The following is a 26,758-nucleotide window of genomic DNA, read 5'->3' on the forward strand; positions in this document are numbered from 1 at the left end:
GGTTGTTGTCAGGGCGTCTCTAGTCACTGAATACACTATGCAGCGCTAGTGTATCCAATGTAGGACGACAAACTGTATACAACAATGGTTCGATACCTGATATCGGCGGTACGAACAAAACGGCAGAATCGGTAAGACAACGACGCCATGGACAATGGCGATGTCGACCTGGAGGCCGAGGCTCTGGTGGAAGAGTCGACGAGAGCAAGTGTCGCCAGGAGCGGTGCTAGACCCCCTTGCCTTCCAGATACCAGGTAATGACGACCTTTGCCACGTAGCCCAGCATGCCGGCGCCAAGCACGATGAACAGCATCAGGGTGCCGAAGCGGCCAGCCTTGGACTGCTTCGCCAGGTCCCAGATGATAAAGCACATGAACAGGATCAGGCCGCCGATCATGATGGGGGTGATCCAGGCCTCGAAGGTCTCGCGCATGGGGCTCTCGCTTGTGTGGTGGCGGTGGGCGGGGGAGTGTGAACTGGCCTGCCATGGTATCCGGTCCAGACACGGCTTGCAGCGCCCGAGGGATGCGCAGGCGCCAGCCTACGTGCTAGAATCCGACCAAAATTCTCAGGTAATTCCATCACATGCCTACTCTCAAGATACTGGTTGGCACCATGTACGGTGGTGCTCTCGACGTAGCCGAACAGGTCAAGCCGTTATTCGAGGACGCGGGCTACGAGGTTTCGGTGCTCGAAAACCCGACCCTGGCCGACGTCACCGACGACGCACCCGATCTGGCGCTGTTCTGCGTGTCTACCACCGGCAGCGGTGACTTCCCGGGAAATTTCGTTAGCTTCGTGCGCGAGTTGCAGGACAAGAGCCCCGGCCTTGGGCAGCTTCGCTATGGCCTGATCGCCCTGGGCGACAGCTCCTACGGAGAAACCTTCTGCGGCGCCGGGCGCCGCCTGGACCAGCTGCTCGAGGAACAGGGCGCAACACGCCTCGACGACCGGCTCGAGATCGACGCCATGGAGACCTTCATGGCCGATGACGAGGCGCTGCCCTGGGTCGAGGGCTGGATTGCCCGTCAGAACCTGAAGGTGGCCTGATGGCCAGGGCGATCGCGAGCCCAGCTCGCCTGAGCCTGATGGTCGGCCTGATGCTGGTGCTGGCGCTGACCTTGCCGCGCTACCAGATGGCCGGTCTCGATACCCGCGAGACGCTGGGCTATATCGTGCTCGGTGTACTGGCCCTGGCCAGCCTGTTTCAGTGGCGGTTGCTCGATGGCGCGGGACGCTCGCGCTTTCTACGCATGCTGTTCACCCTGTTGGGCTGCATGGTCGTGGGCCTGGTGGTAATGGCGATCTACAGCACCCTGGTCGATGGCATGGCGCTTGGTCTGGCGGTGCTTTCCCAGGGGGCGACCGCGGGGCTGTTGCTGCACGCCGTGGTGCTGGTGTTCTCGAAGCGGGATTGATTGAAGGTCTCAATGCACATCGCCCCGAGCCTTGCGGCTCGGGGCGATGTGTTTATGGTGCTGCGGATACGGATGAGGGCGATCAGGCGACAGCGCCGCCCAGGGTATAGCAGGGGACATAGTCACCCGCGAGTTTCATACGACCCTGGGCGACGAAGGACGTCAGCAGGGCGTCGAGCTTCTCCATCAGGTCGGCCTCGGCGTGCAGGCGGAAGGGGCCGTGGGCCTCGATGGCGCGAATGCCCTGTTCCTTGACGTTGCCGGCGACGATGCCGGAAAAGGCGCGGCGCAGATTGGCGGCCAGTTCGTGCTTGGGCAGTTCACGGTTCAGCGCCAGCGACGCCATGGCTTCGTGGGTCGGCACGAAGGGCTCCTGGAAGTTACGCGCGATGGTCAGGCGCCAGTTGTAATAGAAGGCGTCCTGGCGGGCGCGACGATACTCGGTGACCTTGTCGATGTTGGCGCGCATGGTGCGGGCCACCTCGGTCGGGTCATCGATGATGATCTGATAGAGCTCGCGCACCGATTCGCCGAGGGTGTAGACCAGGAATTCGTCGATTCGCTGGAAGTACTCGGCGGCGCTGGCGGGGCCGGTGAACACCACCGGGAACTCCATGTCGGCGTTGTCCGGGTGCAGCAGGATGCCGAGCAGGTAGAGGATTTCCTCGGCGGTACCGACCCCGCCGGGGAAGACGATGATACCGTGGCCCAGGCGCACGAAGGCTTCCAGGCGCTTCTCGATATCCGGCATCACCACCAGTTCGTTGACGATGGGATTCGGCGCCTCGGCGGCGATGATGCCGGGCTCTGACACCCCCAGGTAACGGCCGGGGTAGCGGCGCTGCTTGGCGTGGGCGACGTTGGCGCCCTTCATCGGTCCCTTCATGGCGCCGGGGCCGCAGCCGGTGCAGATGTCGAGATCGCGAAGCCCCAGGTGGTAGCCCACGTCCTTGGTGTACTCGTACTCCTCGCGGGAGATCGAGTGGCCACCCCAGCACACCACCAGGCTGGGATCCCGGCTAGGCTTGAGCGTGCCGGCCTTACGCAGGATATGGAACACCGCGTTGGTGGTGCCTTCGCCGGTGGCCAGGTCGAAGCGCGACTGGTTCTGGATCTCGTTGTAGACGTAGACGATGTCGCGCAACACGCTGGAGATATGCTCGCGGATGCCGCGAATCATGCGGCCGTCGACGAAGGCCTCGGCGGGGGCATCGGTCAGCTTCAGACGTACCCCGCGGTCCTGCTGCAAAAGCTCGATATCGAAGTTGGGGTAGGTCTCCAGCAGGGCCAGGCCGTCATCCATGGGGTTGCCGGAATTGAGCACCGCCAGCGTACAGCGGCGCAGCATCTCGTGCAGGCCGGTCTGGGAGCTGTCGCGCAGACGATTGACCTCGTGCTGGGACAGAATCTCGAGGCTGCCCTCGGGGGAGATCGTGGTGGAAATGGTCTCGGGCATAAAAGGCTTCCTTGTCTGGGCGGTTGTCAGGGCGCAGGGGCCTTGGCACACGCCTGATTGAAGAGGGCGCGCACGGCGCTCTGATCCGCGTCGCTCATGCCGTCCTGGGCAAAGGCGCCGTCCAGCCATTCATGGAAGACGGCGTCGAAATCGTCACTGGTGACTTCGCTCGGGTCGTAGTCCAGCTGGTCCACCACCAGGGGGATCTGGGGAATCAGATAGCCCAGCGGAAACAGCTCCTCGGCGCTGGCGTCACGCTCCATGTCGATCAGGGCATCATGGATGGCGTCGGCACGGGCGGCGATGGGGTCATGCATGGTGGTGAACTCTTGGTCGGAGGTGGTGTGAAATGAACGCTCGATCATGGCTCGATGCTACCACGGCCGGGCGTCAGGGCGCACCGCTGCGGGCTTCGTGCCGAAGTGGTAGACTATGCCGACCCAAGGAAAGGGCCTCGTTCACTGCGTGGGCATTTCCTCAATTGGCCTTGGTTTGCAGTAGCCACGACCTGGCTTGTCGCTGGCCTGCAAACCGGACGGATCACCCTGGCGTCACTCCATGTTCAATGCCCTGTACTTCCGCACCTTCATCACCCTGGTAGAGACCGGCAGCTTCACCCGTACCGCCCAGCGTCTCGAGATGACCCAGCCGGGGGTGAGCCAGCACGTGCGCAAGCTCGAGCGTTATCTGGACAAGACCCTGCTGGAGCGCCAGGGGCGCCGCTTCCGGCTGACCGAGGCCGGCCGCCGAGCTTACGACTACGCGGTAAAGCTGTTTTCCGAGCATGAACAGTTTCGTCACTCTCTGGACGACGAGAGTCTCGACAGTGGCGAGTGTCGGCTGGCGTCACCCGGCAGCATCGGGCTCATGCTCTATCCGTTTATCCTGGGCCAGCAGCAGCGGCATCCAGGACTGACCGTATCCTATTGCTTCGCCTTTCATCAGGAGATCCTGGCCGATGTGCTGGCCGGTCGGCACGATCTCGGCATCGTCACCGAGGTCACCCGTCACCCGGATCTCGAGTGTGAGGCGTGGCACGACGAACCCTTGAGCCTGGTAGTGCCGGCGGACTTTACCGGCACCAGCCTCAATGACCTGCTGGGGCTCGGCTTCATCAGCTATACCGATGGTCTGGACAAGGCCGGTAGCCTGCTGCGAGCCAATTTTCCCGACGACTTCAGCTCCATGAGCCACTTCCCGCGACAGGGCTTCACCAACGAGGTGGGCATGGTGCTCGACGCTGTGGCCCGTGGCCTCGGCTTCAGCGTGGTCTCGCGCCTGGTGCTCGAGACCTCGCCCTGGCAACGTCAGGTGCGCGAGATGACCCTGACCCACCCCATGGACGAGACGCTCTACCTCGTCAGTCGACGCGGGGCGCGGGTCCCCAGTCGCTACCACCACCTGCTCGAGGCCTTTCGCGAGCAGCGTCATCTGGAGCGCTTCGGCCACCCCGAGGGTCGCCAGGCCGAGGGTTGAGGTGTCAGTCCTTCCTCCTTGTATCAACCGCCAGTTTTCCGTCAGTGCCCTGTGACGCAAGCGCCGGGGCGCTGAGCGCCAAGCCTTTTCTCTTGTGACCTTTCAGTCTGGCAGTGCCGTGATCCGCGCTGGGCAAGTTGCCCGCCGACGCCCGACAGGCGTCTGACGTTCACTAGCTCGCTGCGGTCCGATCCGGATGCCGACAACAACAAGAGGAAATCACCATGGCTAGTCCCCCCATCACTGAACACCGCCCAAGCGAGGCGCAGGAAGACGCTGACCGGATGTCCCGCTCCAGCCTGATGATGGCCTGGTGGGCCGTGCTCAGCGCCATCTTCTATCTGGTCGTGGCGGCGGCCATGGCCAGAAGCTATGGCACCGCCAATGCGCTGATCGGGATCGTCATGAGCATCCTGGTCTACAGCGCCATCAACGCGGTACTGAGCCGTTTCGCCCAGCGCACCGGTCTCACCGTTGCCGAGTTTTCCCGCACGCTTTTCGGTCGCATGGGAGCCCTGGTGGCGACCCTGATCTTCTTTGCCACGGCGCTGTACTACGCCGTCTTCGAAGGCTACGTGATGGCCCTGGCGCTGAGCCACCAGAGTGGCTGGCCGATGGCGCTGACCACCCTGGTCGTGGTGATCGTCGGTATCGCCCTGATCGGCGCCGGCGTCCAGCGCTTCCTGGACCGTTTCAACGCCTGGCTGTTGCCGGTCTATCTGCTGGGCATGCTGGCGGCAGTGTGGCTGGCCATCGATGGATACGGCTATCCCGAGGGCTGGCTGACCCGGGTGCCTGAAGGTGGCGCCCCGGCCTTCGGCTGGTGGCACACCTTTACCTACTACATGGGTATCTGGGTGCTGATGATGTTTACCTTCGACTACGCCCGTTTCGGCAAGGACCGCGATCGTCGCTTCCACGCTCGCATCACCTTCGGCCTGCCGTTCTACGCGCTGGCCTTCGGCTTCAGCGCCGTGGTGGGCATCCTGCTGGACGCCACCCTGCCCACCGCAGGGCTCTCCGAGGCGGCCATCGTCATGGGCCTGCTGGAGCTGATGGGGCTGGCGGGTCTTGTGCTCGTGTGGGTGACCCAGAGCCGCATCAATACCGCCAATTACTTTTTGGCGACCTCCAATCTCGCCAGCCTGCTGGGACAGTGGCGCCCTGGAAAGGCGTGCTATGGACTGGCCATGGCACTGGTGGCGGCCCTGGCCTGGGCGCTGATGTCGGCCGATGTGTTCGGCTATCTGCTCACGGCCTTGGCCTATCAAGGCATCTTCGTGGTCGCCTGGGTCGGGGTCGCGCTCAGTCATATCCTGTCCCGCGCCGCTCGTGAAACTGCACCCGCCAGTGTCGAGGAAGACGAGCCGGTCTACCGGTTGGCGGGGCTCGGCGCCTGGGCTGGCGCTTGCCTGGTCGGGGTGGTGCTGATGCACCAGCCGACCCTCGCCAGCTTCTCGGCACCGGCCACCTTCCTGCTGGCCTTCACCCTGTCACGCATGCTGCCAGGCGGTTCCATCGACGTCGCTGGATTATCGCCGTCCCGGGATTGACCTGCACAAGGGCTCCCGGTGCCCAGGCGACGAGGGTCCGCGCTCGGAGTTTCCCTCCGCAGGCGCGGACCCTGTGCATTTGTCGCCAGCCCACCCTCCAGTGCACTCAGTGTCAACTCCTGCCTCCTTCAACGCCAATCCCTGGATGGCCGTCGGCGAGAAGATGACGATGAGGAGCGGCGCACCGCTTCGACTCCAACAACCACAAGAGCGCGGAGTGACCATGACAACTGTGGATCCCATTACCCTGGCGGTCGTCCGGGGAGCGCTGGAGACGGCGCAGCGCGAGATGACCCTGACGCTGGAAAAGACCGGACGATCCAGCGTCTTCAATCTGGCCCATGACTATTCCAATGCCCTGTTCGATGCCGTACCCGAAATGATCCTGCAGGGCCAGGACATCCCGATACATCTGGGTTCCTTGATTCCCGCCATGAAGGCGGTGGCCGGCTTCTACGGCGAGGATATCGCGCCCGGGGACGTCGTCTACCACAACGACCCGGCCTACAAGGGCAGTCATATCATCGACTGCTGCATGTACAAGCCGGTGTTCTTCGAGGGCGAACTGGTGTTCTGGACGGTGTGCAAGGGCCACCTGACGGATATCGGTGGCCCGGTCCCGGCCGGCTACAACCCCGACGCCAAGGAGATCTACGCCGAGGGCCTGAGGATTCCCCCGGTCAAGCTGTGGGAGAAGGGGCGCCGTCGCGAAGACGTGATCAATCTGCTGTTGACCAACATGCGTGCCCGCGAGCATCAGGAAGGGGATCTCAATGCCCAATACGGTGCCTGCGGCGTCGGCGAGCGTCACCTGCTGCGACTGCTCGAGCGCTACGGTGTGGACACCGTCAAGGCGGCGATCGCCGAACTCAAGGCGATGGCGGACCGCCAGATGCGCAGTTTGATCGCCGAGGTGGCCGACGGCGAGTACAGCGGCACCGCCGTGCTGGAGGATTCCGGCCATGGGCTTGGCGATCTCGAGATCACCGCCCATGTGAAGATTGAGGGCGACGAGGTGGCCATTCGTATCGACAGCCCCCCTCAGGTGCCTTATTTCATCAACTCCTATGAGGGCAACTCGATGTCAGGTGTGCTGCTGGGGCTGATGATGTTCGCCCAGCTGCCGCCTCCCTACAACGAGGGGCTCTATCGTTGCCTGAGCGTCGATATGGGCCCGCCCGGGACCCTGTGCAACGCCAGCGAGCCGGCACCCCACGCCAACTGCACCACCACGCCCATGGAGACCTTGACCGATGCGGTACGCCTGGCCTTCGAGCAGGCGGCGCCCGAGCGGGTCAGCGCGTCCTGGGGGCACGCCAGCGGCATCAATATCGCCGGTTTCGACCCACGTCATGGCAACGAGCAGTACGTGACCATGGTGCTGGCGTCGATCATCTCCGGCGCCGGTGCCACCCGGACCATGGACGGCTGGCACTCACGGGGCCCGCTGTGTTGCTTCGGTGCGCTGATGTCCGGTGACATCGAACTGCTCGAGACCTCCTATCCGATCCTGATCCATCGCTATGGTCTGGTGACCGACAGCTGTGGTGCGGGAGAGCGGCGCGGCGGGTCCGGGACCTGGCTGGAAATCGAGCCGCTGGACCACGCCATGACGGCGGTAGCCTTCGGCGAGGGACGACAGTACGCCACTGCTGGCGCAGGCGGTGCGCGCAATGCCCTGGTCGAGCCCAAGCTCGGGCGGCTGGTGCATCGCCACGGAGACGGCAGCGAGACGGTATATGACCGCAATGCGCTGTTGACCATCGAACCCGGCGAGCGGGTCATCAACGTCAATCCTGGTGGCGGTGGCTTCGGCGACCCCTGGACACGACCGCCGCAGGAGGTTGCCGGCGACGTCCGTGATGGTCTGGTGTCCCGTGAGGGCGCCCGCCAGGACTACGGGGTAGTGGTCGATGACCAGCTGCACCTGGATGAGTCCGCCACCCGTCAACTGCGCCAGACACGCTAGGAGATTCCCATGACCGCAATCTATCGACTCGGCATCGACGCCGGCGGCACCTTTACCGATTTCATCCTGGCAGAGCGGGGCAAGGGCGTCAGCCTGTTCAAGAGCCCCTCAACCCCTGAGGACGGCACCCAGGCGATCCGCGCAGGACTTGCCCAGATCGCCGATGCGCTGGGACGCCCCGCCAGTGAGGTGGTGGCCAACGCGGACCTCTGCATCAACGGCACCACGGTGGCGCTCAACGCACTGATCGAGCGTCAGGGCGCCAAGGTTGGCCTGCTGTGCACCGAGGGCCATGAAGACAGCCTGGAAATCCGCCTCGGTCACAAGGAAGACGGCTATCGCTATGATCCGGAGTATCCCCCGGCGCATATGCTGGTGCCGCGCTATCTTCGCCGGCCGATCGGCGGTCGCATGCTGGCCGACGGCAGCGAGCGTCAGCCGCTGGACGAGGAGGCGATTCGTGACGCAGTTGCGCTGTTCAAGCGTGAAGGGGTGGACGCGGTGGCGATCTCGTTTCTGTGGTCGGTGGCCAACACCGACCACGAGCAGCGCGCCCTGGCCATCGTGCGAGAGCTGATGCCCGACACCTTCGTCTGCTGCGGCAGTGAGGTCTATCCCCAGGTGCGCGAATACACCCGCACCTCGACCACCGTGGTCAACGCCTATCTGAGTCCGGTGATGCAGCGCTATGTCTCGCGCATCGACGCCCTGTTCGAGGAACTGGGCGCTCGCCAGCCGGTACAGTACTTCCAGTCCAACGGCGGACTGGCGCTGGGCAAGGTGATGCGCGAGAAGGCCGTGGCGGCGATCAACTCGGGCCCGGCCTCGGCGCCCCAGGCCGGGCTTTACATGGCCGGGCCGCTCGGTGTCGACAACGTCATCACCGTGGACATGGGCGGCACCTCCTTCGATATCACCCTGACCCGGGGTGGCCAGACCAACTACAGCAAGGATGTGGACTTCCTGCGCCAGCGCATCGGGGTGCCGATGATCCAGGTCGAGACCCTGGGGGCCGGCGGTGGCTCCATCGCCCACCTCAACGAACAGGGCATGCTGCAGGTGGGGCCGCGCAGCGCCGGCGCCTCGCCGGGGCCGGTGTGCTACGGCAAGGGAGGACGCGAACCCACCGTCACCGACGCCAACCTGGTGCTTGGGTACCTCGACCCTGAAGCGGTGCTCGGCGGTACCGTGCGCCTCGACCGTGAAGCGGCGGTGGCGGCGATTCGCGAAAGGATCGCCGAGCCACTGGGCATCAGCGTCGAGCGTGCGGCCTTCGGCATCTGCACCCTGGTCAATCTGAACATGGTCAATGGCATTCGCCGGGTATCGGTGGAGCAGGGTTACGATCCCCGCGACTTCACCCTGATCGGCGCCGGTGGCGCGGCCGGCATGCATCTGGTGCGCCTGGCCGAGGAGATCGGCGTGCGCCAGGTGCTGGTGCCCAAGGTGGCCTCAGGACTCTGCGCCTTCGGCCAGATCATCTCCAATGTCCAGCATGAGCGGCTGACCTCGCTGGTGCTGCCGCTGGATGACGACCCGGAGCACCGCGCGCGGGTCAACCGGCGCCTTGCCGAGTTGCGTGATGAAGGCGTCGCCGAGCTCAAGCGGGACGGTTTCGAGGATAACGCCATTGCCTGCCGCTATCGCTTCGAGATCCGCTATCGGGGCCAGATCCACGAGTGTACGGTCGAGAGCGAGCGCGGAGAATTCGATGAGGCCGGCTGGCGCGCGCTGCGCGACGCCTTCCACGCTCGCCATGAGGCGCTCTATTCCTACTGCGAGCCGGACAGCGAGGTGGAGCTGGTCAACCTGGAGTGCTCGGTGATCGGTGAGGTGGAACCGCCGACCATGCCGACCCTGGAGGCCCGAGGGGGGGAGCTTGAGGCGGCGCTGCTGGGTCGCCGTGATATGCTGTTCGACGGTGAAGGCGAACCCGTGCCCACGCCGGTCTACGACGGCGAGGCACTGGACCCCCGGCATGAGGTGACAGGGCCAGCGGTCATCCAGGAGGCCACCACCAATATCGTGCTGCCACCCGGCTGGAAGGCGGCACTGTCGAGCACTGCAAGCTACGTGCTCAGCCCGATCGACGGCTGAGGCGACGGTTTCCCGGGGTCGGCAGGATCGATCCCGGCTTCTGCGCCACGAGACAGCCACACCAGACCGCAACAACAATAACGAGAGGCACGAGTGCCGAGGAGGTTGGCATGAGTGACATGGTCGCGACACAGGATACCAGGGCGCGCTGGTCGCGCTGGATCTCCGACACCTACTTTCCCCTGAGCCTGAGCTACCGCGACGAAAACGCGCCATTTCGCGGCGATCTCAAGGTGTGGAAGACCGACGACCAGGACTTCTCGCTGTCACGCCTCCGTTCCGACGGGCTAGTGTATTCCCGCGACCAGGCGCAGATCGCCGCCGATCCGGAGAGTTCTTTCCTGGTGACCATACCCCAGCGTGCCGGCGTGTTCTTCGAGCAGGGTGGACGTTCGCTGCGTTGCGAGCCGGGGCAGTTTCTGGTCGAGCGAGGGGATCTTCCCTATCGCTTCGGCTACGAGCAGGCCAATGCCATGTGGGTGTTCAAGGTGCCGGATGCCTCGATGAAACATCGGGTGCGCGGTGTCGAGCGCTACGCTCAGCACTGCTTCGAGGCTAACACTGGCATGGGGCGGGCCTTCGTCGAGTTTCTGGCGATCTGTGCCAGTCGCTTCGATGAGTGCTCCCGTGATGAGCGTCAGCGCCTGTTCGAGCAGGCGCTGTCGATGCTGTCGCTGGTGCTGGAGAAGGATGACCGGGTGTTGGTCAGCGACCAGTCCCAGTTGAAAAGCGCCCACCTGATGCGGATCGAGCGATTCATCTCGGCCCGCCTTGGCGACCCGGAACTGGGGCCGTCAATGGTGGCGGAGGGGTGCGGCATTTCGCTGCGCTATCTGCACAAGTTGCTGTCCGAGACCGGCCACTCGGTCAACGACTGGATTCGCATGCAGCGGCTCGAGGCCGCACGTCGGGACCTGTGCGATCTGGCGGAAGGGGTGAGCATCGGTGAGATCGCCTACCGCTGGGGGTTCAGCGACCAGGCGCAGTTCTGCCGTGCCTTTCGACGCCGTTTCGATTGCTCGGCCAGCGAGATGCGTCATCGTCATCGAAATGGCCAGGGGGACGGCTGAAATTCGTCCTCGCCAAGCCCCGAAATAAAGAGGGACAGCAAATGCAACGACGCGGCCCGAGGGCCGCGTCGTTGTTTGTCACCGCAGGAGCGTTCTGGCAGCTCAGTCGCGGTATTCGTCGATGCTCGGGCAGGAGCAGATCAGCTGACGATCGCCCAGCACGTTGTCGACCCGGTTGACCGCCGGCCAGTACTTGGCGCCCTTGACCGCCTCGGAGGGGAAGGCGCCGATCTCGCGGGAGTAGCCCCGGTTCCAGTCCGCGTCCATCAGGTCGGCCATGGTGTGCGGGGCCTTCACCAGAGGGTTGTCCTCCAGGCTCCACTCGCCGCTCTCGACCCGGGCGATCTCCTCGCGGATGCCGATCATGGCGTCACAGAAGCGGTCCAGCTCATAGAGCGACTCCGACTCGGTGGGCTCGATCATCAGGGTGCCGGCCACCGGGAAGGACATGGTGGGGGCGTGGAAGCCGTAGTCCATCAGGCGCTTGGCGATGTCTTCCTCGCTGATGCCGGAGGCCGCCTTGAGCGGACGGATGTCGATGATGCACTCGTGGGCCACGGTGCCGTTCTGGCCCTTGTAGAGCACCGGATAGTGCGCTTCCAGGCGAGTGGCAATGTAGTTGGCGCCGAGGATGGCAAGCTCGGTAGCCTCGCGCAGGCCGCGTGCGCCCATCATCTTGATGTAGGCCCAGGAGATCGGCAGGATCGAGGCCGAGCCGAAGGCCGCCGCGGACACCGCGCCGGAGTCCTCTTCGACACCGTCGATCGGGGTCACACTGTGGTTGGCCACATGGGGGGCCAGGTGCGCCTTGACACCGATCGGGCCCATGCCGGGGCCACCACCGCCGTGGGGGATACAGAAGGTCTTGTGCAGGTTGAGGTGGCTGACGTCGCCGCCGAAGTCACCCGGACGTGCCACGCCGACCTGCGCATTCATGTTGGCGCCGTCGATGTACACCTGGCCACCGTTGGCGTGGACGATGTCGCAGGCCTCGCGCACGCCTTCCTCGAACACCCCGTGGGTGGACGGGTAGGTGAGCATGATCGCGGACAGCGCCTGTGAGTGCTGCTCGGCCTTGGCCTTGAGGTCGGCCAGGTCGATGTTGCCATCCTCGTCGCACTCCACCACCACCACGCGCATGCTGCACATGGCAGCAGAGGCCGGGTTGGTACCGTGGGCGGAGCTGGGAATCAGGCAGACGTCACGGTGGCCCTCGCCCTGGGCCGCCTGGTAGCGACGGATCGCCAGCAGACCGGCGTATTCTCCCTGGGCGCCGGAGTTGGGCTGCATCGAGATGTGGTCGTAGCCGGTGATCTCCACCAGGAAGGCCGCCAGTTCGTCTATCATCTGGCGATAGCCGGCGACCTGATCCTTCGGTGCGAAGGGATGGATGCGGGCGAACTCCGGCCAGGTGATCGGCATCATCTCGGTGGTGGCGTTGAGCTTCATGGTGCAGGAGCCCAGCGGAATCATCGCATGGGCCAGCGACAGGTCCTTGTTCTCCAGGCGCTTGAGGTAGCGCAGCATCTCGGTCTCGCTGCGATAGCGCTGGAAGGTCGGGTGCTCAAGGAAGTCGCTCTCGCGTCGGCAAGCCGCAGGAATGCCGCTGGCCTGGGACTCGAGGATGCCGTCGTCGAGTTCGCGCACGCCAAGGCCGTGCTCCTCGCCCAGCAGCACGTCGAACAGTGCGTCCAGGTCGTGGGCGGTGGTGGTCTCGTCGAGGCTGACACCCACGTCACCGTTGTCGAAGTAGCGCAGGTTGATCTCGTGGGTCATGGCTCGACCGTGGATCTTGCCGCGATCGACCCCGGTCAGACGCAGGGTGTCGAAGTAGCTGTCGTTGGCCAGGCTGACGCCTTTCTGGGCCAGGCCGGTGGCCAGGATGGTGGTCAACCGATGGATGCGCCCGGCGATGGTGCGCAGGCCCTCGGCGCCGTGGTACACCGCGTAGAAGCCGGCGATGTTGGCCAGCAGCGCCTGGGCGGTGCAGATGTTGGAGGTGGCCTTCTCGCGACGGATATGCTGCTCGCGGGTCTGCATGGCCATGCGCAGGGCGGTGTTGCCGCGGGCGTCCTTGGACACCCCGATGATGCGGCCGGGGATCGAGCGCTTGAGCTTGTCGGTGGTGGCGAAAAAGGCAGCGTGGGGGCCACCGAAGCCCATCGGCACGCCGAAACGCTGGCTCGAGCCGACCACGATATCGGCGCCCATGGCGCCGGGCTCCTTGAGCAGGACCAGGGCCATCAGGTCGGTGGCAACGCAGGTCATCACGCCGCGCTTCTTGGCCTCGGCGATCAGCGGTGCCAGGTCGTGGACGCGTCCGTCATTGCCCGGGTACTGCAGCAGCGCGCCGAAGACGTCATGGCTTGCGAGTTCGTCCGCCGGGGCGATGACGATCTCGTAGCCGAACCAGGAGGCGCGAGTCTTGAGTACGTCCAGGGTCTGGGGGAAGACATCGTCGGCAACGAAGAAGGCATTGGTCTTGGCCTTCTTGTTGGAGCGCCGGCACAGCGCCATGGCCTCGGCGGCGGCGGTGGCTTCATCCAGCAGCGAGGCGTTGGCCAATTCCATCCCGGTCATGTCCATCACCATCTGCTGGAAGTTCAACAGGCCTTCCAGGCGGCCCTGGGAGATCTCGGGCTGATAGGGGGTGTAGGCGGTGTACCAGCCCGGGTTTTCCAGCACGTTGCGCTGAATGACCGCCGGCAGGTGGGTGTCGTAGTAGCCCTGGCCAATGTAGCTGCGGGCAACCTTGTTCTGGCGGGCCAGACGATACAGGTAGTCCAGCGCCTCGGCTTCGGCCTTGGGGGGGTCCAGATCGAGCTCACGGCCCAGGCGGATGTTGGCGGGCACCGTCTTGTCGATCAAGGACTCCACGCCTTCGACACCCAGGGCCGACAGCATCTTGGCCCTGTCGTCCCCATCGGGACCATTGTGACGACGGAGAAAGGCATCGTGATCGGCCAGTTCGGCCAGGCGACGTGTATCGAAAGCCATGGAACACCTTGAGTGTGACGGACCCCGAAGATCCGGATGAATAACGGGTTGCCTCGCGTGGTGGCGGGCGCGTTGGCCGGGGCCACATGGCCCCGGCGAGGGGAGGGAGTGGCTCCCCCTGGTGGCGCGGGTCGCAGAGGCCCGGCTCAGCCTTCGGCGTCGACCACCGCCTGATAGGCGTCGGCGTCGAGCAGGTCGTCGAGGGCGCTCTGGTCGTCGAGGCGCACCTTCATGATCCAGCCATCCTCGTAAGGCGCTTCGTTGACGGTTTCCGGAGCGTCCTCGAGGGACTCGTTGACCTCGACGATCTCGCCGTCCACCGGCGCATAGAGGTCAGAGGCGGCCTTGACCGACTCGATGACGCCGAATTCGTCGCCCTTGGCGAGGCTGGTGCCGACCTCGGGCAGGTCGACGAAGACCACGTCTCCCAGGGCTTCCTGAGCGTGATCGGTGATGCCGATGGTGACGGTTCCGTCGCCGTTGTCCTGAATCCATTCGTGGCTGTCGACATAGCGCAGGTTGGCGGGGATTGAGCTCATCTCGATTTCCTATACGAAAAAGGTTTTCCGGTTTCGCGCATGCTAACGCCATTCTCGGCGTTTGGCGAGTCCATGATGAGAGAAAAACGGGGTGGTCGCCGCACTCTCAAGACATAGGGTGGAACGACTCGCGGTTGGCGTCCAGTCCACGCCCGTGGCTGAAGCCACGGTGAGGTGAAGGGGATGGGCGGATGGCACGCGATGGACGCGTTGGTGGCGAGACCCGGCATGATTCGACGTTGGCGACTATGCTACAGACGTCGAAGAGGCGCAGGGGCCTTCAGCGACCAAAGGGGGATTTGCCAAGACCAAACGCCTTGGCTAAGGTGGCAAAAGTTTCCAATAGGAAACACGATTGACGTTCATGCAAACAACGGCTGGCGAAGCGGCGTTAGCGTGGACAAGCGTTGCTGGTGCCCTTGCGACAATATCCGCTATCGTAGGCGGGTCCGTGCTGTCGATTCGTCTGATATGCCTGTTATTCCGATAACAATTCACGGTAAACAGGCTTTCTGCTGGTCGACAGCGCATAACAACAAGTGCCGAGTCAAAAGGGAGACTTCCGTGGAAGCACTCAACAATATCTTCTCCGCCATCAATGGGGTGGTGTGGGGACCGATCATGCTGATCCTGTTGCTGGGGGTGGGTATCTACCTCCAGTTGGGTCTCAAGCTCATGCCCATCCGCAAGCTGGGGATGGGGTTCAAGCTGATGTGGGGCGGGCGTGACAGCAAGTCCGAAAGCAAGGATGAAGGCGAGATCTCGCCGTTCAACGCCTTGATGACGGCGCTGTCGGCGACCATCGGTACCGGCAACATCGCCGGTGTGGCCACGGCGATTGCCTTGGGTGGCCCCGGTGCGGTGTTCTGGATGTGGATCACCGCCCTGGTGGGCATGGCCACCAAGTTTGCCGAGGCGGTGCTGGCGGTTCGCTATCGCGAGACCGATGACACCGGTTTCCATATCGGCGGACCGATGTACTACATCAAGAACGGACTCGGCCGCAAATGGCTGTGGCTGGGTGGCGCCTTCGCCTTCTTCGGCGCCGTGGCCGCCTTCGGTATCGGCAACACCGTGCAGTCCAACTCGGTGGCCGACGCCCTCGAGTCGAGCTTCGGCATCGAGCCCTGGATTACCGGTGTGGTGATCATGGTGCTGGCCGGTGCGGTGATCCTCGGCGGTATCAAGCGTATCGCCAAGGTGGCCGGCAAGCTGGTGCCGATCATGGGTATCGCCTACATCATCGCCGGTGTCAGTGCCCTGGCGGTCAATGCCGACCAGATCGGTGGCGCCCTGAGCAACATCTTCTACTACGCCTTCAATCCCCACGCCGCCATGGGTGGCTTCGCCGGCGCAGCGGTGATGGCGGCCATCCGTTTCGGTGTCGCTCGGGGTATCTTCTCCAACGAGGCCGGTCTTGGCAGCGCGCCGATCGCCCACGCCGCGGCCCAGACCAAGAACCCGGTTCGCCAGGGTCTGATCGCCATGCTCGGTACCTTTATCGATACCATCATGGTGTGCACCATTACCGCCCTGGTGATCCTGACCGCGCCGATCTGGGAGACCGGTGAGGCCGGCGCCTCGCTGACCGCGCTGTCGTTCGACAATGCCCTGCCCAATGGCTGGGGTGAGGCCATCGTGTCGATCGCCCTGGCGATCTTCGCCTTCACCACCATCCTTGGCTGGTCCTTCTATGGCGAGAAGTGCTTCCAGTTCCTGTTCGGTACCCGCTCCATCATGATCTACCGGGTACTGTTCGTGCTGGCCATTCCGGTGGGTGCGCTGGCCCAGCTTGGCTTCATCTGGCTGATGGCCGACACCTTCAACGCCATGATGGCGATTCCCAACCTGATCGCCCTGGCGCTGCTGTCGCCGGTGGTGTTCAAGCTGACCAAGGACTACTTCGACGGCAAGGACATCCTGCCGGGCGAGGCCCTTGATCACGACAAGTCCTGAGCCTGAGCCGACCACGGGAGGTGCCCTCAGGGGCACCTCCTGTCGTTGCAAGGGTTCTTTCACGAACCACGAGACGAAACGCCATGAGTGAACTCAAGACGACACCGCTGAATGCCCTGCATCGAGAGCTGGGGGCCAAGATGGTCCCGTTCGCGGGCTATGACATGCCCGTTCAGTATCCGCTGGGGGTCAAGAAAGAGCATGAGCATACCCGCGCGGCCTGCGGCCTGTTCGACGTCTCGCACATGGCGCAGATCCTGATTCGTGGCGAGAACGCGCTGGCCGCGCTGGAGACCCTGGTGCCGGCGGATCTGGTCGGCCTGCCCGAAGGCATGCAGCGCTATGGCCTGTTTACCAGCGAAGACGGCGGTATCCTCGATGACCTGATGACGGTCAACGCCGGTGACCACCTTTACCTGGTGGTCAACGCGGCCTGTCGTGATCAGGACATCGCCCATTTGCGTCGCGGGCTGCCCGACCACGAAGTCGAGGTGGTCGATCGCGGCCTGCTGGCGCTGCAGGGGCCGAAGACCGCCGATGTCATGGCGCGTCTGTGTCCGGCAGCCTGCGAGATGGTGTTCATGCAGCATGGTCGCTTCGACATCGACGGTATCCCGGTGTGGATCAGCCGCAGCGGCTATACCGGCGAGGATGGCTTCGAGATCTCGGTGCCAGCGGATCAGACCGACGCCCTGGCGCGCAAGCTGCTGGCCGAGGAAGAGGTCGAGGCCATCGGCCTGGGTGCGCGTGATTCCCTGCGCCTGGAGGCCGGGCTCTGTCTCTACGGCCACGATATCGATACCACCACGACGCCGGTGGAGGCGGGGCTGATCTGGGCCATTGGCAAGCCGCGTCGTCGTGGCGGCGAGCGCGCCGGTGGCTTCCCGGGGGCTGATCTGGTGCTGCACCAGGTCGAAGTCAAGGACCACCAGCGCAAGCGCGTCGGCCTGCTGGGTGAGGGGCGTGCCCCGGTGCGCGAAGGTGCCGAGCTCTACAGCGAGGACGATCGTCTACTCGGGCAGGTGACCTCCGGTGGCTTTGGCCCCAGCGTCGGCAAGCCGGTGGCCATGGGCTACGTCAGCCTCGATCAAGCCGAGATCGGCACCACCGTGTACGCCGAGGTGCGAGGCAAGCGTCTGCCGATGACGGTGACTTGCATGCCGGTCATCACACCGGGTTACTATCGCGGCTGATAACGCGGCTGATAACGCGGCTGATAACTTGATAGATAACGCCTTATACCGTTATCTTGGGTGGCAGCAAGTTGCCACCGAATGAACGATCAACGGCGCCCACAGGGCGCCGTTTTTATGTCCTGGAGAAAGAGACGGCTCGGGTCTGGCGCCAGCATTGCAGGTCAGGCGACAAGTCGACGAAAGGTCAGATTGATTCGCTCACCAGGGATCTTGCGCGGCAGCAGGGCGTGTTCGAACTGTTCCTGGCAGCCGGGGCCCATCCACAACAGGCTGCCGCTTTCGAGCCAGACGTTGAAGGCCTCGGACGAGCGGTTCTTCCAGCGAAAGCGCATGGGACGGGTCGCCCCCAGGCTGATGGAGGCGATGGTAGGGCAGTCGCCAAGTTCCGCTTCGTTATCGCAGTGCCAGCCCATGCGGTCCTCGCCGTTGCGATAGCGGTTGATCAGTACGCTATTGAAGGCGCTGGTCGGTGTGCTCTTGTCGACGGCCGAAAACCGTTCGAGCAGGTCATTGAGACGATCACGCAGGGCCGCCACCGTCGGATGCCAGGGGCAGGGCGCGAAGTCCCTGCCGGAGTAGCGATAGGCGTGATCGCCCATCCATACCTGCTGGCGGGGAATGGGATGACTGCGCCCGTAAAGGGTCAGTTCGGGCTGCTGCCAGTCGAGTTCCTGGCGCAGCCTATCCTGCAGGTCGCTGGCGTCGGACTCGCTTATGAGCCCGGGCAGGTAGTAAAGCGGCGGGGTCTCGACCAGGGTTTGGGATGGCGCTTCGAGTGGTGCTTCGTGTAGCAATTCGAGCAGCGCTTTGGGGTCATGTGGAGGCATTCAAGCAGGATGCCAGTGAAGGCTGGCTGACGCCACCGATCAGGAGCGGTGGCGCTTGTACTGGAGGTGCGGGCGAGATGCGGGCGAGCGGCAGTGATGCCCCCCCGAGGCGGCGTCAGTGGGACGCCGCGATCAGCAGAGTGGTCGAGGAAAGCCCGAGGCTAGCCAGGGCCATGCCATAGCCGAGCGCCGCGCCGGCAAGGACGTCACTGTAGTAGTGCAGTCCCAGACCCACCCGCGAGATGGCGATCAGGCCCGCCAGGGGCAGCAGCCAGGGCAGCAGGGCGGGGCTGTGTACCGCGACCAGGGTGCAGAACATCACCGCGTGCATGGTGTGGCCGCTGGGGAAGCTGTAGCGGTCCCTGGCCGGTTCGTTGCACTGGATGCTGCCGCCAAAGGTGATGAAGGGCCGCTCTCGACACAGACGGGTCTTCAGCAGCTTGTACACCGCGATCGCCACCACGGCGGTGACGGTGTATTCGAGCATCAGGCGCAGACCGATATCGCGGCCGTGGATCGCCGGCAGCGCCAGGATCAGCGCCACCCAGATCGGCCAGTCGCCCAGCTTGCTGGAGATCTTCAAGGTGGATAGCCAGGGGCGGTGAATGCTGAGGCCGGCGGTGCGCTGGCACAGTTGCCACTCGAGCATATCCAGGCGGTCGAACATCTGCGGGCTTTTAGTGGGCATGTCACATCTCCCTGGCGGTAAGTCGTCTTCTAGCGTCTTTTGTCGTCATGTGTCGTGCTAGGGCCCGCTGCCTGTGGTCTCCACGCCGCCACTCGCTCTGGCGGCGGGGTGTTCGCTCTGGCGGCGGGGTGTTCGAGCCACTGCCTGATCTAGGCCTTGGCGGGGTCCGACAGGCCGGTTCCCGACGTCAGGGCTTGGTGATGGGCGTCGAGGAAGGTCTGGGCGATGGACGGCCAGCGGTAGGCCAGGGCGCGTTCCCGGGCGGCGCGGCCCAGGCGGGCGTAGCGTGCCTGCTGCTGGCATAGCGCTGTCGCCTGTTGGCGGAATTCGGCGTTGTCACCGGCGGCGACGCTGACACCATCCTTGTCGGTGGTGATCAACTCGGCGCCGGCCGCGTGGCGGAAGGCTACGACCGCCAGGCCGCTGGCCATGGCTTCGAGAATGACGTTGCCCCAGGTCTCCGACAGCGAGGGAAAGACGAAGATGTCGGCGCTGGCGTAGTGGATCTGCATCTCGGCGGAATCGATGAAGCCGGTAAAGATGGCGTCCGGCAGGGCCTTTTCCAGCGATGCCCGCCCGGGGCCGTCGCCCACCACCACCAGGCGCATGTCGGGGCGCGCCTCGAGCATGTCGAGAAAGGTGTCGCGCAACAGCTCCAGGTTCTTCTCCGGCGCCAGTCGGCCCACGTAAAGCGCCACCGGCTGGTGCTGGCCGACACCCCAGCTGTCGCGCAGTTGCTGGCTGCGCTTGGCGGGGGTGAAACGATCGCCTTCGATGCCGCGTGCCATGACGCTGACGCGCTCGAAGCCTCTTTGCGCAAGCTCCCGGGCTTGCTGATGGGTCGGTACCAGGGTCGCCGCACAGCGATTGTGAAAATGCCGCAGGCGATTGCGTACCAGTGGCGCCAGCCACGGCAGACCATAGTCCTGGCAGTAGTGATCGAAGTTGGTGTGCCAGCCGCTGACCACGGGAATGTCCAGCTTTTCTGCCGCGCGCAGGGCTGACCAGCCCAAGGGGCCTTCGGTCGCTACATAGATGGCGTCGGGACGATTGTCGCGCCATAGCCTGCGCAAACGACTGGCGGAGGCCCAGCCGATACGCACTTCCTTGTAGCGCGGCATCGACATGCCGCGTACGCGAAGTTCGTGGGCCATCCCGGTGGCGGGTTCGGTGGAGCCGTCGACGGGGGCCGGCCGGACCAGCTGCAGCGTCACGCCAAGAGCACGCAGTTCCTGGCTGATGCGCCCCAGCGTATGGGCGACCCCATTGATATCAGGAGACCAGGTTTCGCTGACCAGACAGATGCGCATGGAATTCCTCGTACCGGTCGGGCCCCGTATGGCCCGCTCCCGAGACAGAGTGATGCTCCAGCATGACATCTCTAGGTCAGCGATATGAACAGGCTGTTACGGTGTCGACGGGGCCGGGCGACGGACAAGCGGTCTGTGCTTGCGTCGACTCGGCCCGCAGCGCTCAGCGAAGGATGGTGTCCGGGTCGATGGGCTTGCCGCCATGGCGCATGTCGAACAGCAGATCGTGGCGGCCGGTCGAGGCATGCTTGCCGACCACGCACAGAGGGGTGCCACGGCTGACCTGTTCTCCCTGCTTGACCAGCAGGTCGTCACATAGCGCGTAGACACTCTGCAGGTTGTCGGCGTGGTGCACGATCACCACCTGGCCCAGTTGGCGCATGCCGTCGGCAAACCGCACCTGGCCATCGGCAACGGCCTTGGCCCGGGCGCCCTCGTCGGTGGCCAGCAGCATCGGCTGCAGGCTGCCGCGGCTGTCCTTGCCGTAACGGCGCACCACCCGGTAGTCGTCCAGCGGCCAGGGCCAGCCACGAGCGTTAGAGGCGACCGGACCGGGATCCGGCAACGAAGCGGAGCGAGAGGGGCTGGACGTGCCTGAGCTGCTGCTGGACGATGAGCGGCTGGCGACCGATCGGCTGGCCAGCGGCACCTGGATCACCTGGCCGACCTTGAGGTCGGTGGCGCGGACGCCAGGGTTGGCACTCTGGATGCGCTGAGCGGTGGTGCCGAAGCGCCTGGCAACGGCGCTATAGGTGTCGCCGGGGCGGATCTGATAGCGATAGGGGCCGCCGGACGGCGCCCGCTCCTGATGAGAGGGCACCAGCAGGCGCTGACCCACGGCCAGGTGGCGGGCGTCGACACCCGGATTGAAGCGTTGCAGCCGCAATAGCGGTACGCCGGCGCGGCGGGCGATGGAGCCGAGGGTGTCGCCGCGCTGTACGCTGATCCAGTCGCCGGCAATGCTGCTGCCGGCGACGCTGGCGCTGCGTTGCGATGACGCAGGGGATGCCCCCTGACCGGCGCAGCCGGCCAGCAGCAGGGCGATCACCAGCGGTGCGAGTCGAGTGAGGCGTCCTTGTTCTGCCACAGGGCGTTGAGCCATGAGTGGAAGCGTTCCTTGTAGTGCGGGTCGTCGTGATAGCGCCCCTCCAGCATCCACGGCGCCACGTCGAGGCGGCGTGCATCAAGGCGAATGGCCTTCTCCTGGCCGCACAGAAAGCGCCAGAAGCTGGGTTGGCTCGACTGGTAGTCGATGGTGAGGTCGATGATGGCGTCGAGACGATCGCCAAGCAGGTTCAGTACCTGGGCGATGCCGCCGGCCTTGGGGCGCAACAGATGGCGAAAGGGACTTTGCCTGGCCTCGCGCTTGGCCGGGGTGAAACGGGTCCCTTCGACAAAGTTGATGATGGCAATGGGGACGTCGCGGGCGCGCTCGCACATGCGCTCGGTGGCCTTGCGATCGCGTTCGGCCAGGCGTGGGTTGGCGGCCAGGCGCTCCTTGCTGTAGCGGCGCATGAAGGGAAACTCCAGTGCCCACCAGGCCATGCCTACGACCGGGATCCAGATGAGCTGCTGCTTGAGAAAGAAGCGTGGCATCGGGATCTTGCGATGAAACGCCATCATCAGCAGGAAGATGTCGGTCCAGCTCCGATGGTTGGACAGCACCAGGTACCAGGCGTCCGGGCTCAGTCCCTCGGGCACCGACATGCGAAGATCGGGCTTGATCCAGTGACGCATCCACCACAGGTTGAAACCGATCCAGTTGAGGGCGATGGCGTTGAGCCCGGCCAGCACGCGCCGCTGCCAGCGCCGCCCGGGGGTGACCACCTTGAGCAGGGTCAGGATCACCAGCGGGATGGTCCAGAATAGCGTGTTGCCAACCAGCAGCAGAACGCTGATCAGGCCCTTGAGGGTCGACATTCCTAGGATAACCTCGCAACAGCAGATAAAGCGGGTGTCGCCAAGCCGTGACAGTGGGCGAGGCAGGCCCGCCAATCCTAATGGATCCGGTGCCGGCTGCCCAGTGCGAGGGTCCACGGCCATGTCGGCGTCATGCTTCTGAGAGGGTCGGTGTCTCGATATTGTCGACCAGTACCTGGAGCATGGCGCGGGCGGCCACCGACAGCTCATGGGGATTCCAGGTGACCACCCCCACGGCGCGCTCGATGACGGGATCCTTGAGCGGGCGGCAGACCGCGCCGGCCTCCTGCATCTGACGCAGGCACAGCGAGGGCACCGCGCTGACGCCCAGGCCATTGGCCACCATGCGTCCGACGCTGGCGAGCTGATGGGTCTCGAAGGCTACCTTGAGGGCCCCGTGTCGGGCACCGAGCTGCTGCTCCAGCAGGCGGCGTACCATGGAGGGCCGCTGCAGCGCCACGAAGTCCCAGCTCATCAGGCTTTCCCAGTCGAGGCTCGAATGCTGTACCAGAGGCGAGCGTGGGGGCAGCACGGCCACGAAGCGGTCGTGAAACAGCGGAGTGAAGTGCAGGCTGCCGGTGGCCTCTGGCTCGAAGGCGATGCCCATCTCCACCTGGCGCTGGCGCACCATGTCGATCACCTGCTCGTTGACCACGTCATGCACGGTGACGTTGATGCGGGGGTGCTGGCGGTGAAACACCCCCAGCGCCGGGGCCAGCAGATTGCCGGCAAAGGCCGGCATGGCGGCCAGGGAGAGCCGTCCAAGTTGCAGGGTGAAGCGTTGGCGCAGGGCGTCCTCGGTATTGTCCCATTCCACCAGCAAGCGCTTGGCCAGCGGCACCAGGGACTCACCTTCGGGGGTCAGGCGGACGCTTCGGGTCGTGCGGATCAGCAGTCTACCGCCTAGGCTGTCCTCGAGACCCTTGATCGCCAGGCTCAGCGCCGGCTGGGAGAGGTGGAGCTGTTCACAGGCCTGGGTGAAGCTCAGGGTTCTGGCCACCGCCAGAAAGGCACGCAGTTGCTTGACGGTCACGACATGCTACCAAGGTCAAATTTATTTAAAGATATAAATAATCAATAAATAAAACAAACTTAACAAATATATGGGGGCGAGCAACACTGCCTTCAGTGCTACCTTGAGGCAGGGCGGGGCACCGGAACGGTGCCGGTTCGCCACCTCTCCTTTCACTTTCATCGACAGACGAGGCGCCCCACATGGCCGGATTCGACAAGCGCGTGTATTCCTATGAAGAGGCGATGGACGGCATCGAGAGCGGTATGACGGTGCTGGCCGGAGGCTTCGGTCTCTGCGGCATTCCGGAGAACCTGATCGCCGAGATCAAGCGTCGCGGGGTCAAGGACCTCATGGTGGTCTCCAACAACTGTGGCGTCGATGGCTTTGGCCTCGGGGTGCTGCTGGAGGACCGTCAGATCAGCAAGATCCTGGCCTCCTACGTGGGCGAGAACGCCCTGTTCGAGCGTCAGATGCTCGACGGCGAGATCGATGTGCAGCTGACCCCGCAGGGGACCCTGGCCGAGAAGATGCGCGCCGGTGGTGCCGGTATTCCCGCCTTCTACACGGCGACCGGCTATGGCACCCCCATCGGTGAGGGCAAGGAAGTGCGCGAATTCAACGGTCGCCACTATATCCTTGAAGAGGCCATCGTCGGTGACTTCGCCATCGTCAAGGGCTGGAAGGCCGATCGCTACGGCAATGTGGTCTATCGCAAGACCGCCCAGAACTTCAATCCCATGGTCGCCACCGCCGGCAAGATCACGGTGGTCGAGGTCGAAGAGATCGTCGAGCCGGGCGAGCTGGATCCGGCCGAGATCCACACGCCCGGTATCTACGTCGACCGCCTGATCCAGGGCACCTTCGAGAAGCGTATCGAGAAGCGCACCGTACACCAGGGCTGATCAGGCGCATCGCCCTGACGCAACGACTTCTCCAAAGAACAGCAAAGAGGCATCAAGATGGCACTCACTCGTGAACAGATGGCGCAGCGTGTCGCGCGCGAACTCGAAGACGGCTTCTACGTGAACCTGGGCATCGGCATTCCGACCCTGGTGGCAAACTATATTCCGGAAGGCATGGACGTGATGCTGCAGTCCGAGAACGGTCTGCTCGGCATGGGGCGTTACCCCACCGAGGAAGAGGTCGATCCGGACATGATCAACGCAGGCAAGCAGACCGTCACCGCGCGTCCGGGGTCGGCGATCTTTTCCTCGGCGGAGTCCTTCGCGATGATTCGCGGCGGTCACGTCGACCTGACGGTGCTGGGCGCCTTCGAGGTCGACCAGAACGGCAACATCGCTTCCTGGATGATCCCGGGCAAGCTGATCAAGGGCATGGGCGGAGCCATGGACCTGGTGGCGGGTGCCGAAAACATCATCTGCACCATGACCCACGCCTCCAAGGACGGCACTTCCAAGCTGCTGGAGTCCTGCAGCCTGCCACTGACCGGTGCCGGCTGCATCAATCGTGTGCTGACCGATCTGGCCTATCTGGAGATCGATAACGGCGCCTTTATCCTCAAGGAGCGGGCACCGGGCGTCAGTGTCGAGGAGATCAAGGAAAAGACCGCCGGCAAGCTGATCGTGCCGGATGACGTCCCGGAAATGGTCTTCGACTGACCAAAACGCCCTTTGACCGGCGTCACCCTTGCCGAGCCAGCATGTTCTGCTGGTTGATACCTTGAGCGAGAACAAGGTTTTGGCACCCTTACAGCGGCCCGGCTTACGCCGGGCCGCTGGCGTTTGCGAGACCCTGTCGCGGTTGCCGAATTTATGACCATCTTGAGTCCGGTGCCGCAGTGATCGGGCTTTTGGACGGTTCAAACGCCTTGATGCACAGCTTTATCCACAGAATCTGTGGATGAACCTCGTGGGAGGGATGGAGAGTCTAGCCCTGGCAGGTACAATGCGGCGCCCAGGTCACTGGTCGAGACGGGCTCTCGGCCGGCCATTCGCCATCGCCACGGAGGTCTGTGTTGCGCGCACTCCCTGCCACTCTCCCGGTTCTGTTCCTGTGTGAGATCAGCTTCCTGCTGGGTCACGGTCTGATCATGACCCTGCTCGGGGTCCGCATGTCGCTGGAGGGCTTCCCCTCCCAGATGGCGGGGCTTCTGATGTCGAGCTTCTCGCTGGGGTTCGTGGCCGGAAGCTACTGGCTCGAGAAGCGCATTCGCAGCGTCGGCCATATTCGCGTGTTCGCCGCCTGTGCGGCGTCGCTGGCGGTCACCGCCATGCTTCATGGACTGTGGATCAATCCCTGGGCCTGGCTGGTCTGGCGGCTGATCGGGGGTGGTGCCACGGCGGGCCTGTTGATGGTCATGGAGTCCTGGGTGTCGGGGGAGTCCAGCAACGATAATCGCGGTCGCGTGCTGGGCTGGTACATGGTGATTTCGACCACCTCGCTGGCCGGCGGCCAGTGGATGCTCAACCTGGCCGACCCGGGCGGCCCGGTACTGTTCTCGGTGGTGGGGATGCTGTTTGCGCTGTCGCTGGTCCCGTTGTCGATTCATCGCATCCAGGGGCCCAGTCGTCACCACGACGTGACGCCGCGCAAGATTCGTCTGTCGACCCTGTATCGGCGGGCGCCGGTTGGCCTGGTCGGTGCCTTTACCGGCGGCCTGATGGTGCAGGCGTTCTTCGCCATGACTCCGTACTACGGTCAGGAAATCGGCCTGACCACCGCCCAGACCGCCAAGTTCATGGCGGTTACCACCCTGGTGGCGCTGGTCGCCCAGTGGGGGCTGGGACGGGTTTCGGATCGTCTCGACCGGCGTCGCGTCATTCTGTGGATGGCGATCGTGATGACCGTCACCGGTGCTCTGATCTCGGCGGCGGCCGGTGCCAGCTTCTGGCTGCTGCTGGCGATCGCCTGCGGCCACACTGCCATGCTGCACACCCTGTACTCGCTCAGTCTGGCCCATACCAATGACTGGCTCGAACCCGAGGAGGTGGTCGCTGCCAATGCCAAGCTGATGATCTGGTACGGCATCGGCTCGGTCATCGGGCCTTTCAGTGCCTCGCTGGTGATGCAGGCGGCGGGTCCCGACGGACTATGGCTGTTTCTCGGCATGGCGGCCTTTGCCCTGGCCATGTTCGTGATGGTCAGGCTCCACGGTGAGCGGGGCAAGTCGGTCGAGCAGGAGCCCTTCGTCGCTCAGCCGGTGATGGAGACTCCGCACTTCGCCGAGATCGATCCCCGCTACGAGCCCCAGCAGCTTGAGCTGGACCTGGAGGGTGAAGAAGAGCACACAGCCGACGCCGTCGGCTGACCT

At 64.3% G+C, this 26,758-nt stretch carries 23 protein-coding genes; 12 read left to right on the plus strand and 11 right to left on the minus strand.

The window, feature by feature from the left end; genetic code table 11:
- Positions 1–226 precede the first annotated feature (226 nt).
- The gene (locus tag NKF27_RS09635; RefSeq protein ID WP_045991489.1) at positions 227–433 is read right to left on the minus strand and encodes a DUF2788 domain-containing protein; all 207 of its coding nucleotides are present in this window, start codon (positions 431–433) and stop codon (positions 227–229) included.
- A 152-nt stretch (positions 434–585) separates the two neighbouring features.
- Between NKF27_RS09635 and NKF27_RS09640 the strand changes: the two genes are divergently transcribed.
- Positions 586–1,050, plus strand: a complete 465-nt coding sequence (locus NKF27_RS09640) for a flavodoxin domain-containing protein (RefSeq protein ID WP_045991488.1) — start codon at positions 586–588, stop codon at positions 1,048–1,050.
- Positions 1,050–1,418: a hypothetical protein gene (locus NKF27_RS09645; protein ID WP_045991487.1), complete on the plus strand. Its 369-nt coding sequence runs from the start codon at positions 1,050–1,052 to the stop codon at positions 1,416–1,418. The genes NKF27_RS09640 and NKF27_RS09645 overlap by 1 nt, the downstream gene beginning before the upstream one ends.
- An 82-nt stretch (positions 1,419–1,500) precedes the next feature.
- Here the strand turns inward: NKF27_RS09645 and ppnN are convergent, their stop codons facing one another.
- Positions 1,501–2,874, minus strand: a complete 1,374-nt coding sequence (gene ppnN / locus NKF27_RS09650) for a nucleotide 5'-monophosphate nucleosidase PpnN (protein WP_108447897.1) — start codon at positions 2,872–2,874, stop codon at positions 1,501–1,503.
- A gap of 26 nt (positions 2,875–2,900) precedes the next feature.
- On the minus strand, positions 2,901–3,239 hold the full coding sequence (locus tag NKF27_RS09655) for a YfcL family protein (RefSeq protein ID WP_045991485.1): 339 nt from the start codon (positions 3,237–3,239) through the stop codon (positions 2,901–2,903).
- A 193-nt stretch (positions 3,240–3,432) separates the two neighbouring features.
- On the opposite strand from NKF27_RS09655, the gene NKF27_RS09660 reads away from it, so the two are divergent.
- The 5 genes from NKF27_RS09660 to NKF27_RS09680 all read left to right on the plus strand — a co-directional run bounded on the left by NKF27_RS09660 (position 3,433) and on the right by NKF27_RS09680 (position 11,039).
- A complete protein-coding gene (locus tag NKF27_RS09660) occupies positions 3,433–4,350 on the plus strand; it encodes a LysR family transcriptional regulator (RefSeq protein WP_045991484.1) in 918 nt (305 codons plus the stop codon).
- Positions 4,351–4,574: 224 nt separating this feature from the next.
- Positions 4,575–5,903, plus strand: a complete 1,329-nt coding sequence (locus NKF27_RS09665) for a cytosine permease (RefSeq protein ID WP_253556268.1) — start codon at positions 4,575–4,577, stop codon at positions 5,901–5,903.
- Between the two features lie 223 nt (positions 5,904–6,126).
- A complete protein-coding gene (locus NKF27_RS09670) occupies positions 6,127–7,872 on the plus strand; it encodes a hydantoinase B/oxoprolinase family protein (protein ID WP_253556269.1) in 1,746 nt (581 codons plus the stop codon).
- Positions 7,873–7,881: 9 nt separating this feature from the next.
- On the plus strand, positions 7,882–9,969 hold the full coding sequence (locus NKF27_RS09675; RefSeq protein WP_253556270.1) for a hydantoinase/oxoprolinase family protein: 2,088 nt from the start codon (positions 7,882–7,884) through the stop codon (positions 9,967–9,969).
- 110 nt (positions 9,970–10,079) lie between these two features.
- Entirely contained in the window at positions 10,080–11,039 is a 960-nt protein-coding gene (locus NKF27_RS09680; RefSeq protein WP_253556271.1) for a helix-turn-helix domain-containing protein, read from the plus strand.
- Between the two features lie 102 nt (positions 11,040–11,141).
- On the opposite strand, the gene gcvP is transcribed toward NKF27_RS09680, so the two are convergent.
- A complete protein-coding gene (gcvP, locus tag NKF27_RS09685; RefSeq protein WP_253556273.1) occupies positions 11,142–14,036 on the minus strand; it encodes an aminomethyl-transferring glycine dehydrogenase in 2,895 nt (964 codons plus the stop codon).
- A gap of 146 nt (positions 14,037–14,182) precedes the next feature.
- A complete protein-coding gene (gcvH, locus tag NKF27_RS09690; protein ID WP_045991479.1) occupies positions 14,183–14,575 on the minus strand; it encodes a glycine cleavage system protein GcvH in 393 nt (130 codons plus the stop codon).
- Between the two features lie 564 nt (positions 14,576–15,139).
- On the opposite strand from gcvH, the gene NKF27_RS09695 reads away from it, so the two are divergent.
- Together NKF27_RS09695 and gcvT are read left to right on the plus strand one after the other, a co-directional pair.
- Complete coding sequence (locus tag NKF27_RS09695; protein ID WP_045991478.1) at positions 15,140–16,531, plus strand: sodium:alanine symporter family protein; 1,392 nt, start codon at positions 15,140–15,142, stop codon at positions 16,529–16,531.
- Positions 16,532–16,614: 83 nt separating this feature from the next.
- Positions 16,615–17,724 carry a glycine cleavage system aminomethyltransferase GcvT gene (gene gcvT, locus NKF27_RS09700; protein WP_253556274.1) on the plus strand — a complete coding sequence of 370 codons (1,110 nt, stop codon included), beginning with the start codon at positions 16,615–16,617 and terminating at the stop codon, positions 17,722–17,724.
- A 164-nt stretch (positions 17,725–17,888) separates the two neighbouring features.
- On the opposite strand, the gene NKF27_RS09705 is transcribed toward gcvT, so the two are convergent.
- The 6 genes from NKF27_RS09705 to NKF27_RS09730 form a co-directional block, all read right to left on the minus strand.
- Entirely contained in the window at positions 17,889–18,554 is a 666-nt protein-coding gene (locus NKF27_RS09705; RefSeq protein WP_253556275.1) for an alpha-ketoglutarate-dependent dioxygenase AlkB, read from the minus strand.
- Between the two features lie 115 nt (positions 18,555–18,669).
- Positions 18,670–19,242, minus strand: a complete 573-nt coding sequence (locus NKF27_RS09710) for a phosphatase PAP2 family protein (RefSeq protein WP_253556276.1) — start codon at positions 19,240–19,242, stop codon at positions 18,670–18,672.
- 149 nt (positions 19,243–19,391) lie between these two features.
- On the minus strand, positions 19,392–20,552 hold the full coding sequence (locus NKF27_RS09715; RefSeq protein ID WP_045991475.1) for a glycosyltransferase family 1 protein: 1,161 nt from the start codon (positions 20,550–20,552) through the stop codon (positions 19,392–19,394).
- Between the two features lie 163 nt (positions 20,553–20,715).
- Positions 20,716–21,654 (minus strand): LysM peptidoglycan-binding domain-containing protein, encoded by a 939-nt coding sequence (locus tag NKF27_RS09720; protein ID WP_253556277.1) that lies wholly within the window; start codon positions 21,652–21,654, stop codon positions 20,716–20,718.
- Positions 21,597–22,472 carry an acyltransferase gene (locus tag NKF27_RS09725; protein WP_253556278.1) on the minus strand — a complete coding sequence of 292 codons (876 nt, stop codon included), beginning with the start codon at positions 22,470–22,472 and terminating at the stop codon, positions 21,597–21,599. The genes NKF27_RS09720 and NKF27_RS09725 overlap by 58 nt, the downstream gene beginning before the upstream one ends.
- Positions 22,473–22,602: 130 nt before the next feature.
- Positions 22,603–23,505 (minus strand): LysR family transcriptional regulator, encoded by a 903-nt coding sequence (locus NKF27_RS09730; RefSeq protein WP_045991473.1) that lies wholly within the window; start codon positions 23,503–23,505, stop codon positions 22,603–22,605.
- A 182-nt stretch (positions 23,506–23,687) separates the two neighbouring features.
- Between NKF27_RS09730 and NKF27_RS09735 the strand changes: the two genes are divergently transcribed.
- From NKF27_RS09735 to NKF27_RS09745, 3 genes are all read left to right on the plus strand, one after another.
- Positions 23,688–24,389, plus strand: a complete 702-nt coding sequence (locus tag NKF27_RS09735; protein WP_253556279.1) for a CoA transferase subunit A — start codon at positions 23,688–23,690, stop codon at positions 24,387–24,389.
- A gap of 57 nt (positions 24,390–24,446) precedes the next feature.
- Positions 24,447–25,106 carry a CoA transferase subunit B gene (locus NKF27_RS09740; RefSeq protein WP_045991471.1) on the plus strand — a complete coding sequence of 220 codons (660 nt, stop codon included), beginning with the start codon at positions 24,447–24,449 and terminating at the stop codon, positions 25,104–25,106.
- A gap of 356 nt (positions 25,107–25,462) precedes the next feature.
- Positions 25,463–26,755, plus strand: coding sequence for an MFS transporter (locus NKF27_RS09745; protein WP_045991470.1), 1,293 nt, complete (start codon positions 25,463–25,465; stop codon positions 26,753–26,755).
- The last annotated feature ends 3 nt before the right edge of the window (positions 26,756–26,758 follow it).

This window comes from Halomonas sp. DN3 (assembly GCF_024137905.1).
GTDB lineage: Bacteria > Pseudomonadota > Gammaproteobacteria > Pseudomonadales > Halomonadaceae > Halomonas > Halomonas litopenaei.